This window comes from Parabacteroides sp. AF39-10AC, assembly GCF_003635405.1.
GTDB lineage: Bacteria > Bacteroidota > Bacteroidia > Bacteroidales > Tannerellaceae > Parabacteroides > Parabacteroides distasonis.
The window spans coordinates 42,364-57,477 of sequence record NZ_QTLP01000023.1; the positions used below are offsets into that span (position 1 = coordinate 42,364).

Consider the following 15,114-nt stretch of genomic DNA (forward strand, 5'->3'; position numbering starts at 1 on the left):
ATCATATTAAACTTCTCCTTATCACCGGCGCTTACCAGCATCCACTCCTTACCGATAAGCTCGATAACGTTATCCTTGATCTGATCAGGATTAATTGCTCTCATAATTTTCCTTTTTATAAGATAAAACTGCTACCCGGTCGATATGTTCCCGAAGCGCAGGCCTGTTCATATCTTTGTTTTACGCAAAGATAATGTTTACCAATCAGACTCACCGCAATTTTGCCGGACGAATTTACTTTCCGGTACTCATTACGCCGGAATCATTATCGGCGTTATTCACCTTCTTCTGGCCGGCGCTGAACTTACGGCCGAAGGAGAAATTATATGCTAGACGAATGACGAACAAGCGGGAGCTTTCTTTCAAGTACATGCTCCTTCGGAATGAGGCATATTGCGATCTGTTCTCGGAATCTTGCCTAAACGTATTTATAAACGGATTAAAGACTCCGGCTCCTACCATCAAATCCTTATACCTGTATCCCGCATATAGGATTTGCCCCTGTTCACCGCCCGTCATGGTCTCCCCGAAAAAGCGATCCCAATTGGCATACATCTCATATCCAGCCAACCACCGTTTCCATACGACGGAGACGGAAAGATTGCTATACCAATTCGTGTATACATGCGAATAGGATCGCCCACGGCTGATAAAATGGTTTACACCGCCTTCCAAACGTACCTGCAAGAGATCCTTGACCGGCCCGATCCGTAAAGAGGCATAACTTGAGAGGCGTTGCCAACTCCGCTGATTGTTCCAAGTCTGGATAATTCGATTACCTTCCCAGAACTTCTCGTCCATAATAGCATTCGGCGCATACTCATAGGCTCCACGCAGATTACCATAGAATAAGCCTTTGCCGTATTCGTAGGTAAGATCGGCCTTATACCTCAAGTAAGGTGTCAGATCCGGATTTCCCCGTTGGATTTGCAAAGAATCCACCGCCAAGTCGACCGCATTCAAGTTTGATAAAGATGGAGAGGTATTCTCAAGGCTTCCCCTTAAGCGAATGAAAGAGCGATCGGTCAACTTATAATGTAAATTCAGCCGGGGATTGAAGGCATAATACCGATAGCCCCCATCATTCACCTCCTGACGGAAGAAAGAACGGGTAACACCAAGACCCAACGTATAATCCAGCTTCTTGAACCGCCCCCTAAACTCAGCATAAAGATACGTTTCCGCTTGGCCCATACGGGTCTTCTCTTCCCGCCCACCCCTATACGTATTATCGGAAAAAGACTGGGTATGCCTCAGCCCTCCACCTATCCGGTTCTTCCCTATCTTCCTCTCATAGATTCCCTCGCCTATAATTGAATACTTATTGCCCTTTACCCCGTTATTCACGTCGGTAAGCAACAACTCATACCTTCTCTCTTGATAGATCCGATCCGAGTGAGTCTTGTTATAAGTCCCGACCAAGTTGAAAACCAATGTTTGGTCATTCGGAAGATTTCGTTGGTAGTATACATCCAAAGCCGGGCGATATAGTTTCTCCGCCGTTTTATCGATTACCGTTACCCTATCTTCCGGGACCTCCATATTGAATAGCGTTCCTTGGTAATCCAGATGAGGCTGGTTGCTGGTATAGAGCCGGAAAGTAGCGTTGAAAAGGTACTTTTCCGGTTCTTGATAACTAAAGTTCGTTTGGAGATTCTGCCAGAATAATTCCATTCGCCCGGGTTCGCCTTTCTCTTTTCTCCGCGATACGGAACCATCCATAAACAGGAACCGCTCTTCATTATCCCGCCACATCCCGTAATAATCCTGATGACTGACGAAATAATTCACCCCGAACTCCGACTTCTTATGATTAATCTTTCCCGATAACTGATTGTTCCTCCACGCCACATGCGGACTGTTCGATAATTCAAGTCCAATAGAGCCTCCGGTATCCGGACGGCGAACGATGTAATCCAGCACGACCTCGGCATTACCATAACGCAAGCCCGGATTATCATGATATTCTATGCGGATAATCTCCGTCGGCATCAAGGCTACGATCTCCTGCACCTCCGCTTTTACGCCATTGATACGATACTGTATCTCCCCATCCCCGGAGATCCGTACCTCATTAAACAACGGATTCACCCGCAAGCCCGGAAGCATCAGTTGTTGCAATAGATTTATGCCATTTGTAGAGGCTTCCAGTTGGCGATCCGAAGGATATACGATCTTCCTATCGGAATAGCTTCGCGCATTGGACGCATCGACCGTTATATTATCCAAAGGTACGACTGCCTCGTCCAAATCTATATTCCCCAGATCGACATCCCTTTCTAAACCATTGAGGGAGACATATCTTGTCTTGTATCCCAAGCTGGATACGACCAACAGATAGTCTCCCTTCAACTCTCCCTTTAAAACGAAATATCCTTTATTGTCCGTCGTAGTACCCATCACGAAAGTAGAATCTATCGTTTGCAGTACCACGTTGGCAAACTCCAAGGTGCCGTTGGTTCTCGCCTCCTTAACACCTCCATTTATCTCTATAACCTGAGCGAATGCCCCTTCTATCATACAGCAACAAAGCAGTATGAAGGCGATTCGTGTCTTATTCATAGCCGTACTGTTTTATTGAATATCTTACATCTATAAGACAAGGCTATGAATGAATCGGTTACAGAGATCACCAAATATTTCCTTACGCATACGGAGCAAATGATGAAGGAATTGCTTAGATAACTTCAACGAACTCGCCCTAGGCAAAAAACTTAATCATTCTTACATTCACGTTAGAGAATCATGAACTTCATTTCGTCATGCCATATTATATATATGTAAAAGAAAGACAAGAGCACATTCAAGGAGGAAACCTATTAATTTAAATGATAGATGACACTACGACAAAGAAAGTAAATGGGTCCTTTCCGCGTGAAATTATAATCGGATAAATGGCTTAGGAGATGTCATTTCTCCCAAGCGTTCACGATCTCGGCGATATATACGAGATGCGCGTTACCGTTCTTCTCATCGTACCAACGAGGGAAAACGGTCGGGTCCAAGAATTTAGCCTCCTCGATCTCAAACTTATAGACCACCTTGCACTCCAATGTTAGCCGGGCTTCCTCAAAAACCGGATTACCAGCCTCCGTAAAATATGGGGTCAAGCCTGTAGCCTCTACTTTATCAATCTCCCGGCCGGATTTAGAGCCACAAATGCTATGGGCTTTCCGGTGCTCCGGTCCTAGGAAAGTAATCGTGAACTCATTTTTAGCGTCGATAAACTCACGGGTATAACGCTCCGGACGAATAAAAGCAAACACCACCGGACGGTTCCATAACACTCCCACGCCGCCCCAACTGGCAGTCATCATATTAAACTTCTCCTTATCACCGGCGCTTACCAGCATCCACTCCTTACCAATCAACTCGATAAAGTTGTCTTTGATCTCATTCGGATTAATCGCTTTCATATCTCATTTTATTTTCCCTCAAAGATATAAAATATTCCCTTATTTACCGGTACTCATTACCCCCGAGTCATTATCGGCATTATTCACTTTCTTCTGACCGGCGCTAAATTTACGACCGAAAGAGAAGTTATAGGAAATCGTCGCCACAAACAAACGGGAACTTTCCTTGATGTAATTCGAACGGTGGAAAGAGGCGTATTGGTTCCAGTTCTCGGTCTCCTGCTTATAGTTATCCGTAAACGGATTAAAGACACGCAAGCCAATCATCAAGTCTTTATGCCTATAACCGAGCTGGATTCCTTGGATATTCTCACCCCCACTCATCGTCTCGCCCTTAAACCAGTTCCAATTCGTCATCAACATATACATGAGTGACCAATTCTTCCAAGTAACGGAAACATTCGCGTCGCACCACCAGTTCGTATATCGATGCGTGTAGGTATTACCGTTACTCATATAATGGTTCATACCACCATTGACTGAAAATTGCAAGATGTCCTTGATCGGACCGACCCGCAAATTGACGGAAGCGACAACCCGTTGCCAGTTTTTCTGATTATCCCAAGTCTGGATGATCTTATTCCCTTCCAGATATTTCTCGTCCATGATAGCGTCCGGCTGATACTCATAAGCGCCCAAGGCATTCACGTAAAACAGACCTTTGCGAAACTCGTAATTCAATTCCGTATAATAACTCATATAAGACTTCAAGTTAGGATTACCCCGCTGTATTTGCAAGGAATCGATCACTTGGTCGATAGCGCTCAGCTCACCCAAAGAAGGAGTCACATTCCCCATCGTTGATTTCAAACGGATGGAAGATTCCCCGGGCAAAGCATAAAACAAGGTCAACCGGGGACTCACCGTATAACGTTCATAATCCGCATCCTCACCCCGTTGGCTATAAGACGATCGATTCACGGTCAAACCCAATGAGTAATCCAGTTTTTTCACCTTTCCCTTGAATTCCGCATATACGGAACTCTCCATCTGTTCCATATGCGTCTTATAGTTATGCCCATTGATATAACTGTTATCCGAGAAAGATTGGTTATGGCGTAAACCGCCGCTCAACCGATTACCATTCGTTAATTTCTTCTCATAGATAGCCTCGCCGATAATCGAGTATTTATCACCATCCACCACATTATTTACATCAGTCAACAATTGTTCATGTTTACTCTCTTGATAGATACGGGTCGATTTCGTTTGGTTATAAGTCCCTACCACGTTAAACACCAAGGTCTGGTTATGCTTCAAATCCCGTTGGTAATACAAATCCAGCGCAGGAGCTTGATAGGCTGATCCCGATAGATCGATCATATCCACTTTATCCTCCGGATTCGCCTTATTCATCAAGACTCCTTGATAATCCCAATGCGGTTGATGATTATTCCGGTAGCGGAACGTGGCGTTAAACATATACTTATCCGGCTTTTGATAGCTATAGTTCACATTCAGGTTATGCATGAACAAACGAGCGCGCGAAGGTTCGCCTATTTCCACACGGTTCAAGGTCGTTCCATTCGCTAAATGGAACTCTTCCTCGTTATTCCGTTTCATTCCATAGAAATCACGAGGACCGATCCGATAAGAAGCGCCCCATTCCGAGTTCTTATGATTGATCTTTCCCCAAGCATTATGTTCACCCCACATGGAATTGATACCTTGCGCCATGTCCAGACCAAAACTACCTCCCATATCCGGCCGGCGAACAATATAATCCAGCACGATATCGGCATTGCCATAACGTAAGCCCGGGTTATCATGATATTCTATACGGATGATATCCGAGGGATTCAAGGCCTTGATCTCATCCTGCTCCACCTTCACACCATTGATACGCACTTGGACTACCCCATTTCCCGTGGCCTTGATCTCGTTGTTCAACAAATCCACCTGCACTCTCGGTAGCATCATCTGCTGCAACAAATCCATACCGTTTCCCGAAGCCTTCATCTGGCGATCCGATGGGAAGACCACTTTTTTATCGGCATGGCTCGTCTGGGCAGAGGCGCTAACCGTCACCCCGTCTAAGGATACCGCATCATCATTTAAGGATATTTCTCCCAAAGAAATATTCTTGGACAAGCTTTCCAAGGAAATATACTCCGTCTTAAAGCCTAGACTAGAGACAGATAGAATATAACTCCCTTTTTTAATCTTATTTAATAAAAAATGCCCCTTCATATCCGTAGTCGTACCCGCTACAAAAGAAGAGTCCATTGTTTGCAATACCACATTTGCAAATTCCAAGATTTCTTTGTTGCGAGCGTCCCGCACCATTCCCTTTATCTCCAAGTTCTGAGCAAAAGCTCCCTGTACCATACCGCCTAGCAGTATGATCCAAATCATCATCCGTTTCATTTTTATCGTATTTTTTCCGAATATAGCAGGGTGGCCTTTCCCGCTTATCATTTGTTTCTAATTATAAGACGACAGCCGTTTGGAAAACGTTACAAGAAAATGATAAAAAAATAATATTTCGATGAATTTGCTTCGTAGATACGTATCTTTGTAACCAAACAACAGATTATAAATCATGGAGCTATTGAATAATTGGATCAACGGAGTCAACGATATATTATGGTCATACATCCTTATTATCATGTTATTGGGATGCGCCGTATGGTTTACGATAAAAAGTAGGTTCGTGCAATTCCGCATGATTGGTGAGATGATCCGATTATTAGGCGATTCTGCCGGGAAAGGAGAAAAAGGGGAAAAGCATATCTCCTCTTTCCAAGCCTTCGCCGTATCTTTAGCCAGCCGTGTAGGGACCGGAAACCTAGCCGGTGTAGCGACAGCCGTAGCGATCGGCGGACCCGGATCCGTATTCTGGATGTGGCTGATCGCTTTATTGGGTTCTTCCAGCGCATTCGTGGAGTCTACGTTAGCTCAATTATATAAAGAAAAAGGGAAAGACTCGTTCATTGGCGGTCCCGCTTACTATATGCTACATGGTTTGGGGTTACGATGGATGGGGGTATTATTTGCCGTATTGATTTCGATAACCTTCGGTTTTGCCTTTAATTCCGTACAAAGCAATACCATCTGCGCAGCTTGGGAAGGCGCTTTTGGCATCGATCATGCTTGGATCGGGGCGATTCTTACGGTACTTACGTTAATCGTCATATTCGGAGGTATTCAGCGTATCGCGAGAGTAAGCAGTATTGTCGTACCGGTCATGGCATTAGGATATATAGCATTGGCGTTGGGAATCGTACTGTTTAATATTACCCGCCTACCCGCTGTTATAGAAACCATTCTGTCAAACGCTTTTGGTTGGGAACAGGCGATAGGCGGCAGTGTCGGAGCGGCGTTGATGCAAGGGATTAAACGAGGTCTATTCAGTAATGAGGCGGGTATGGGATCGGCACCGAACGTAGCGGCTACGGCGCATGTCTCCCATCCAGTCAAACAAGGATTGATCCAAGCATTAGGCGTATTTACCGACACGCTGATTATCTGTACCTGCACGGCGTTCATCATCTTGTTTAGCGGAGCGCCATTAGACGGCTCCATCAATGGAGTCCAGCTCACGCAACAAGCCTTGAGCAACGAGGTGGGTAGCATCGGTAGTACGTTTGTCGCTTTAGCGATCCTTTTATTCGCGTTCAGTAGTATTATCGGTAATTACTATTACGGAGAAGCGAATATTCGTTTTATCACGTCCAAGAGAAGTGTCTTATTTATTTATCGTATATTAGTCGGTGGAATGGTCATGTTCGGTGCGTTGGCTAGTTTAGACTTGGCTTGGAGCCTAGCGGACGTGACCATGGGACTGATGACGATCTGCAATTTGATCGCGATCTCATTGTTGAGCCGTCAAGCGTTCCTATTATTACAGGATTACGTAGCCCAAAAGAAAGCGGGTATTAAAAGCCCTGTATTCGATAAGAACAAGATACCCGAGTTGAAAGACAAAGCGCAGTGTTGGTGATCAGACAAACGTATTGAAGTATGATAAAAAGCAAGATGATAAGCTTTTACATAGCGGTCATGATGATATGGACCTGTACGGTAAAAGCTCAAGATGATAATAAATCCCTAATCCACAAAATTGGATTCGACGTACGTCCCTCGTATGTCGCCCCGACTAGCAAATTCCTGAAAGATGATGGCTATGGAAACGGGCTTACTTTACGTAAGGCGGCTTCATTCCATTTGAAATACGGGTTCCAACAGAATCCTAACTCTAAGGAGGGCCAGCTCTATCCGCACACTTACCAAGGAATAGGCATCTCTTATAATACCTTTGGCAATCGGCAGGAAGTAGGTAATCCTTGGGCGGCATATGTTTTCCAAAGCTCCCGCATCGCCAAGATCTCTTCCCGGTTATCCTTCGATTATGAATGGAATTTCGGAGCCTCATTCGGGTGGCATCCGTATGATGAAAACAATAATTACCGTAATAAGATCATCGGTTCTAAGATCAATGCCTATATCAATCTGGGATTTTTCCTCAACGCGAAACTATCCCGTTATTGCAACCTGCTCGTCGGGGCGGATTTAACGCACTACTCAAACGGAAATACTCATCTTCCGAATGCGGGATTGAATACGATTGGCGGCCGGATCGGACTCGTCTACACGCTCAATCCTATCGAGGAAAGCCATCATGAGATAGGTACCGCACGTTCCTTACCTGAAAATCAGTTGTACCTCTCTAGCTTTTGGCAACGTGTCAGTTACGATGTCATCCTATACGGCGCGACCCGTGCTAAGGGGGTTATGCTTGGCGACGAGGCTCATATCTTTCCCGGTCATTTCGGTATCCTCGGATTCAACCTCAACCCGATGTACAAATTCAACCGGTTCCTAAAAGCAGGTATCTCCCTAGACGGCCAATATGACGAAAGCGCGAATATTTATTCCGACGAGATCATCCAAGTCGGCGAAGAACCCCGATTCTACCGCCCGCCCCTACACGAGCAAATCGGTATCGGCCTCTCCGCCCGTGGCGAGTTCACGATGCCATTCTTCTCGATCAATATAGGAGTCGGACATAATTTATTTTACAACAAAGGCGACCTGAAAGGATTATACCAGATCCTAGCCCTCAAGGTATCGGTTACACGAAATTTATTCCTGCATGTCGGATACCAACTGCACAAGTTCCATAATCCGAATAACTTGATGTTGGGAGTTGGGTATAGGTTCCATAATAAATAAAAGATAATATCCCGCTTGCTAAGATTATAAAGTTCAATCGTTCATAAAATCTAAGAAAACATATCGATCAAACTTCTTTTTGAAAGTAAAATTGAAGCTGTGCCTTTCATCTTTACTTGTAAGTGGTATAGCTCTATATCCTTTTTTTCTATAATAAGCTTCGTAGAGAAGAAGTTGTCTCCCGATACCGTAACAATAGAATCTTCTAACCCTTCTATTTCCGCTTTCAATAATCCATACTCTGATGAGGCGTACCCTTCAAACTCAATATCGGCCGACATACCTTTATGAACTTTCGTGATAAACCGGTAAGGTACAAGTGCCGTCACTTCCACATACCGCTCATCTACCTGTGTAACAAAAACACTCACCGTCACATTCTCCGGATAAGGTATAAAGCATGCTACCAACGCTAAACAGACAAGCACTGTTGTCAACATCCCGATGCCGTCACGCACGATTCCACCTGGAGCCTTACCAATTATCTCCTGTACCTTCTCACTACGCAACTCTATATTATCATACTCTGCCATACGTATATACATTTCTCATTCTCAAGACCCTAATTCCAATTGATTCTCCACTAAATTATAATAAGCACCACGTTTTTCACACAATGATTTGTGATTCCCAACCTCAACGATTTTCCCGTTATCAATCACAATGATCTGATCCGCATTTTTCACGGTACTCAGCCGATGAGCGACAACAACTACGGTCTTACCTCTATAAAAATCATTCAAGTTCCCCACGATAACCCGCTCGTTCTCGGCATCCAACGCATTAGTGGCTTCATCCAAGAAAATATATTCCGGATTTTTATAAACAGCCCTAGCTATCAAGATACGTTGTTTCTGTCCTTGACTAAGCCCAACACCATCCGGACCGATTTGTGTATTGTATTTCAATGGCAGTCTCATAATAAAACTTTTTATATTCGATATGTCTACGGCCCGGAGTAACCGCCCCGCATCAATCTCTCCATCATCCACGGCAATATTTCGTGCGATCGATTCAGAAAAAACAACCCCATCCTGCATAACGACACCGCATTGACGCCGCCACCATTTCAGATTCAACTCACTAATTGGGGTATTCCCGATACAGATCTTCCCTCCTGATACCGGATAATAACCTAATAACAATTTAATCAACGTAGTTTTACCACTGCCACTGGTACCGACAATAGCGGTCACCTTCCCTCCGGGAATCGTAAAACTCACATCATCTATCGTCTTTCGGAGACTGTGCGGATCATACTTAAAATCGACATTCCGAAAAGACAAATCCCGGTTATCATCCGGATAAGTAGCCAAAGAGTCGGAATGGTCCTCCTCATTCATTTGCGCATGGATCTCATTGATACGATCCAAGCTGATCTTCACATCTTGAGACGCATAAATGAAGTTCATCAATTGTTCAACCGGCCTGTTCAACTGCCCAATAATATATTGTACCGCCAGCATCATACCCAAGGTCATCTGTCCCTCCAACACGGAGGTAGCTGCCAAAATCGTTATCAAGATATTCTTCACTTGGGTAATACATACTCCACCGGCCTCTTGTGCCTGTTTCAACTTCAAGCTACGCATTTGCAAATGAAATAATCCAGCCTGTACATCCTCCCACTCCCAACGGCGACGTTGCTCGCAATCCTGCAACTTGATCTCCTGCATAGTGGTGATGAACTGGTAAGTCTTATTATTATTCTCCGCCTGTTTCTCGAATAGTTCATAATCCAGCACCTTACGCTTACGCAAGAAAAATGCGATCCATACGCCGTACAACACGCTCCCCATCACGAAAATCAGAAATATCATCTTATCATATATCAATAGTACGATCCCGAAAACAACAAATGTCAAAAACGAGAACAAAACCGTCAATGACTGAGTTGTGAGAAATTGCTCCACCCGCTTATGATCACCCATCCGTTGTATCAAGTCTCCCATCAACTTTGTATCGAAAAAACCCATCGGGAGCTTTAGTAACTTAATAAAGAAATCCGAGATAAGGGATATATTGATGCGCATGCTGATATGGAGCAAGATCCATCGCTGGATAAAATCCAAGATCGTTTGGCTGAAAATAAGGGTAAGTTGTCCAAGCAAGATTAGCCAGATAAAGCTCAAATCCTTATGTGTGATACCCACATCAACAATCGCTTGTGTCAAGAAGGGAAAGATTAGCTGCAAAACGCAGCCTACAATCAACCCTAAGATAATCTGTCCGAAATAATATTTGAATTGCTTGAAATAACCAAGCAAAAAAGCGAAAGTACGTTTTCCCGCAGCCTGAGTAGATTCTTGTTGATAAAAAGCAGGCGTAGGCTGTATGATCATGGCAACTCCCTTATCCTCTCCTTTCGAGCGGACCGTTATCCAACGATCCACAAAATCCTTCTCCTGATATTGCATCAGACCATTTCCCGGGTCCGCCACGTAGTAAACACTTTTCCTCCCTTTTCTGGATTTGATCTTGTAAAGAACTACAAAATGATTCTGGTTCCAATGTAAGATCACAGGTAACTCAACTTTCGCTAACTGATCGATAGACATTTTTCCGCAAGTTGTTTTCAAGCCTAATTCACCTGCCGCCTCGCTAATGCCCAGTAAGGATACACCGTCCTTACTGGCAAAGCATATCTTAGAGAGAGAATCTATCGAATAATTCTTCCCCAAAAAGGCACAAATCATCCGTAAGCATGCGATACCACACTGCATCGCATCGTGTTGTCGATAGAAAGGGAAACTACGCATAAGAATATTTATTTACAATCTGTTTATAACGTCTTGTCCTGCTCCCGAACCTTTGTATTTATTTCGTCCCATATTAAATTTAAACCGAACTGTTAGCCTGACAGACTCACTATCCAATTTAGCTCTTTGATAGGCAGTATTGATACCACTATACAAATCTATATTCTGTCGGCTTAAATGCCCTACATCAAACCATTGGAGATTAAAGCTCAAACGATCCTGCAAAAATGATTTCCGTAAACTTAAATCAATTTCCCCTGTCTGATTTAATATATAATTTTGTGATGCACCTTTTGTCTGATAAGAGAAATCAGCACGCACCACAAAACCTTTTGGCAAACTAAACGCATTATTGAAGTTAAACATCAACATCGGCTTATTCATAGCTTTGAAACCGTCCATCCAAGGAGTATCGAACCATTGTTTCCTAAGCCCTATATATGCCATTGGCTCCCAAAGACCAATTTTAGGAGATAAAGAGAGGGATGCGTTCAAACAATCCAGCTGTCCTTCGTTACGATAGGTTACGAACACTATTCTTGGATCCTTATCATAAGGATCTGCCACATTCAATATTACATCGTTGAATCGTTGATAATCCAAAGATAGTTGAACCCACTGATAAGATAAATCCAATCTCAAACTATGAATAATCTCCGGCTGTAACTTTGGATTTCCACCTTTATAGGAAAAACGATTTATATATACAATATTATTACTTAAATCCCCATAGTCCGGACGATGGATTTTCTCTGAATAGCTCAACTGGCTTTGAACTCGTCCTATAGGATAAGACAAAGAAACAAAAGGAAACAAGTTATCATAAGTCCGCCTAAGATCTGAATCTCCGGAAAACTTATCTTGGAAAGAATAATTCACATGCTCATATCGAACTCCCGCAGAAACATCCAGATTTCCCCAAGAACGAGTATAATCCAAGAAAGCCGTTTCCGTCTTCTCCTTTGCCACATTACCCGTACTTGGTAATATAGCTTCCTCATTTTTATAATACTCGTTTTTTTTCATGCTTGCAAATTCACCTCCAAATGAGAAATCCCCCCCCCATAAAGGATGGGATAAGATTAGTTTAGCAGCAAATAAATGAACTGAATTATCTGAAAAAGAACAAATTGCACGATCATCAAAATGTAAGCTACTCTCCTCTGCATAATCCTCTGCATAATCTTTATTCCATAATAAATCTGCGTTAAAATCAATATTTAATTTCCCGATCATTCCTGTATAATAAGCATTTAATTGTTGTTTAGGACCTCTACGTTCATTTGTCCGACTGTTATTCTCCCAGTAGTCGTACTGACTCTCATTCGCATATACCTGACTCCTCACAAAAGACACTTTCGAGTTTTTAGGCATAGCATTGATTGAATAGCGGACTCCTGCCGAATGCCTTTCATTAAACTGATTGTTAATCCCAATATTCCCGTCATAAATATGCCGCTTATAATCCGTATCAAACGTATAATTTTGTCGCCACAACGTATCTAAGCATGTAATCTGCTCTAACGTACTTTCTTGATAAAAATTCCGCAATGTATAAGCGAATCCCCCAAATAGGTCTAATCCATTTTTGCTATATTTGAGATTAAATTGCTCCATGAGTCCGGACTTATGCGACTGTTCCACACGGGAACGTACATCCAGCCCCAACCCTTCACCAACCGGACGAGCCGTCCGAATTCGTATAACCGCTTTAACACTTGCATCATATTGGACTCCTGGATTATTCAACACTTCAACCCTAGCAATATTCTCCGATCCAAGCCTTTCCAGTTCTGACAAATCACGAACCAAGCGTCCATTCAAATAAATAGAAGGTGTACCTTTTCCAAACACGGAATAGGCACCATCTTTACCTTGTACACCGGGTATATGATTCAACACATCACTAGCTGTTCCTATTTTACTCAGCAAGGAATTTTGTACATTTGTAATTAACTTCCCATTTTTCAATTCATATACAGGACGATGAGCTATAACCACCGCTTCTCCCAACACCAATGATTGCTCTGGGATCACGATAACGCCTAGGGAACCAATCGTACAATTTCTAAAAACAGTTTGGAAACCAACAGATGATATCTTAAGTAAATAATTATCATCAGACGGAACCGGTATAAGAAAACCTCCATCCTTATCACTTACCCCTCCATCCACAAAAAAAGAATCTGTAGTCATAACAACCACATTCGCATAACTTAATGGGGCATTATTGTTATCTTTCAAAGTACCTGAGATTGCCTGAGCCCCTAAAGTGAACACAGTCATCCACCAACCTGCAAAAAATAGCAAAAACCATCTTTTTTCTTTCCCACCCATTTTCATATTGTATTATCTAATCATTATTATTAAATCTCTAAAGCGTTTCGCTTGCAATAAGAGACAGAGGAAGTAAATTTCTTGCCCTCAAAGACGGGCTTAAGTCTACAATTTTTCAATGCACATTGTTTTTTAAACTGACATTTTGGACAATCATCCAAATCATTCAGTCGAGTTATTCCTCTGAATCTATCCAATTTAGAAGATCTCCAAATATCATCTATACTTTCATGTAACAAATTTCCAATGACATATTCCTCATGATCAAAAGCATAAAAACATGGATATATATCAAGATTTTCATCCATAGCCAAAATACTATTCCCCGCTGAACAAGCGATAATATCACTCTTTTCTTTTTCTACCAAAGAAAGGTCGTCGGACAATTCAAGTCTACGACCATATTTCTTATGGGCTTCATTATACACTCTATATACTTCTTGACTCTCATCCTCACTCAAAAACAAATTTTTATTATCACCAGCTCTTCCTACGGGACGCAAACAATTCAAGAACAAGACCTCTGCTCTCAAGAAATCTAATGTAAAAGAAATCATATCCCGTATTTGATAAAAGTTTCTTTTATTAATAGAGCAAGTTATTCCAAATTTAACACCTGCATCTCTCAATCTCAATAGTTGCCGAGAAATTACATCAAAAGCTCCCTTTCCCCTAGTGAAATCATGAGTCTCACTATCCAATCCATCCAATGAAATCCCTAAATGGATATCACCCAACCGGAGGATTTCAATATCTCTATCCTTTATTAGCATACCATTAGTCAAAACAATTGTCTCAAAATGCCTTTTAGATAATTCAAGAAGAATCTGATCAAAATTAGGTACCGTGAAAGGTTCTCCTCCCGTTATTTTCAAAGTTTTCAAATTAATCCTATCAAATTCACTGAAAATGCGGGAAAATACATCTATACCATATTCTCGTATCCCAAATTTTGGAGAAGCTCCTTCAAAACAATGTTTGCAAGCTAAGTTGCAATGTTTAGTAATAACAAAATCTATTCGTCCTGGACTTATTTCTGTCAATAGTGACAAATTCTTCTTATCTTTATAAAAATCAGGTATACAAAATGATTCCTTTGTCGGAACTAATAAGTCTATGAACTCCGGATTTCTCAGAAAAACCAAAAAATCATCCATATTGATACCCATATTCTCGAATTTTTCTTTCACGTATCCCAAAGAAAGGGACGAATGTCTAAATAAATTTAGAATAAAGAATAGCTTGTATGAGAGTTCATAACGTTTTTGAATAGACTTATTATATAATGAATACTGATCATCAAGCCCTTTTCTTAGTACATAATTTTGATTTATAGTCAATTCATCTTTCATAATTTATTCTATATAAAATTCCATGGATTCAAAGCACGTTCCTCAACCCATGGAATTTAATTAATATTTACATGT

The 15,114-nt window shown here is 42.2% G+C and carries 9 protein-coding genes and 1 pseudogene; 2 read left to right on the forward strand and 8 right to left on the reverse strand.

The features are described from left to right. From DW033_RS25025 to DW033_RS18275, 4 genes and pseudogenes are all read right to left on the reverse strand, one after another. Positions 1–104 (reverse strand): annotated as a pseudogene (locus DW033_RS25025) (flavin reductase family protein); the annotation flags it as partial. Between the two features lie 130 nt (positions 105–234). Further along, positions 235–2,562, reverse strand: coding sequence for a carboxypeptidase-like regulatory domain-containing protein (locus DW033_RS18265; protein ID WP_005863908.1), 2,328 nt, complete (start codon positions 2,560–2,562; stop codon positions 235–237). 347 nt (positions 2,563–2,909) lie between these two features. Next, entirely contained in the window at positions 2,910–3,416 is a 507-nt protein-coding gene (locus tag DW033_RS18270; protein ID WP_008778658.1) for a flavin reductase family protein, read from the reverse strand. Positions 3,417–3,455: 39 nt separating this feature from the next. Beyond that, entirely contained in the window at positions 3,456–5,783 is a 2,328-nt protein-coding gene (locus DW033_RS18275; protein WP_122383017.1) for a TonB-dependent receptor, read from the reverse strand. A gap of 175 nt (positions 5,784–5,958) precedes the next feature. Between DW033_RS18275 and DW033_RS18280 the strand changes: the two genes are divergently transcribed. Both DW033_RS18280 and DW033_RS18285 read left to right on the forward strand, forming a co-directional pair. Then, the gene (locus DW033_RS18280) at positions 5,959–7,359 is read left to right on the forward strand and encodes a sodium:alanine symporter family protein (RefSeq protein WP_005863901.1); all 1,401 of its coding nucleotides are present in this window, start codon (positions 5,959–5,961) and stop codon (positions 7,357–7,359) included. 20 nt (positions 7,360–7,379) lie between these two features. Further along, a complete protein-coding gene (locus DW033_RS18285) occupies positions 7,380–8,591 on the forward strand; it encodes an acyloxyacyl hydrolase (protein WP_122383010.1) in 1,212 nt (403 codons plus the stop codon). A gap of 50 nt (positions 8,592–8,641) precedes the next feature. On the opposite strand, the gene DW033_RS18290 is transcribed toward DW033_RS18285, so the two are convergent. The 4 genes from DW033_RS18290 to DW033_RS18305 are packed head-to-tail and all read right to left on the reverse strand — an operon-like array spanning position 8,642 to position 15,039. Further along, positions 8,642–9,124 carry a hypothetical protein gene (locus DW033_RS18290; protein ID WP_034526594.1) on the reverse strand — a complete coding sequence of 161 codons (483 nt, stop codon included), beginning with the start codon at positions 9,122–9,124 and terminating at the stop codon, positions 8,642–8,644. Between the two features lie 21 nt (positions 9,125–9,145). After that, positions 9,146–11,350 carry a peptidase domain-containing ABC transporter gene (locus tag DW033_RS18295; RefSeq protein WP_008778874.1) on the reverse strand — a complete coding sequence of 735 codons (2,205 nt, stop codon included), beginning with the start codon at positions 11,348–11,350 and terminating at the stop codon, positions 9,146–9,148. A gap of 12 nt (positions 11,351–11,362) precedes the next feature. After that, complete coding sequence (locus tag DW033_RS18300; protein ID WP_158556954.1) at positions 11,363–13,687, reverse strand: outer membrane beta-barrel family protein; 2,325 nt, start codon at positions 13,685–13,687, stop codon at positions 11,363–11,365. Positions 13,688–13,716: 29 nt separating this feature from the next. Then, positions 13,717–15,039: a radical SAM/SPASM domain-containing protein gene (locus DW033_RS18305; protein ID WP_122383011.1), complete on the reverse strand. Its 1,323-nt coding sequence runs from the start codon at positions 15,037–15,039 to the stop codon at positions 13,717–13,719. Positions 15,040–15,114: the final 75 nt, after the last annotated feature.

Excerpts from the sequence above, each read along its gene's own strand:
- DW033_RS18265 (WP_005863908.1), bottom strand. The coding sequence starts at position 2,562 with ATGAATAAGACACGAATCGCCTTCATACTGCTTTGTTGCTGTATGATA.
- DW033_RS18270 (WP_008778658.1), bottom strand. The coding sequence starts at position 3,416 with ATGAAAGCGATTAATCCGAATGAGATCAAAGACAACTTTATCGAGTTG.
- DW033_RS18275 (WP_122383017.1), bottom strand. The coding sequence starts at position 5,783 with ATGAAACGGATGATGATTTGGATCATACTGCTAGGCGGTATGGTACAG.
- DW033_RS18280 (WP_005863901.1), top strand. The coding sequence starts at position 5,959 with ATGGAGCTATTGAATAATTGGATCAACGGAGTCAACGATATATTATGG.
- DW033_RS18285 (WP_122383010.1), top strand. The coding sequence starts at position 7,380 with ATGATAAAAAGCAAGATGATAAGCTTTTACATAGCGGTCATGATGATA.
- DW033_RS18290 (WP_034526594.1), bottom strand. The coding sequence starts at position 9,124 with ATGGCAGAGTATGATAATATAGAGTTGCGTAGTGAGAAGGTACAGGAG.
- DW033_RS18295 (WP_008778874.1), bottom strand. The coding sequence starts at position 11,350 with ATGCGTAGTTTCCCTTTCTATCGACAACACGATGCGATGCAGTGTGGT.
- DW033_RS18300 (WP_158556954.1), bottom strand. The coding sequence starts at position 13,687 with ATGGGTGGGAAAGAAAAAAGATGGTTTTTGCTATTTTTTGCAGGTTGG.
- DW033_RS18305 (WP_122383011.1), bottom strand. The coding sequence starts at position 15,039 with ATGAAAGATGAATTGACTATAAATCAAAATTATGTACTAAGAAAAGGG.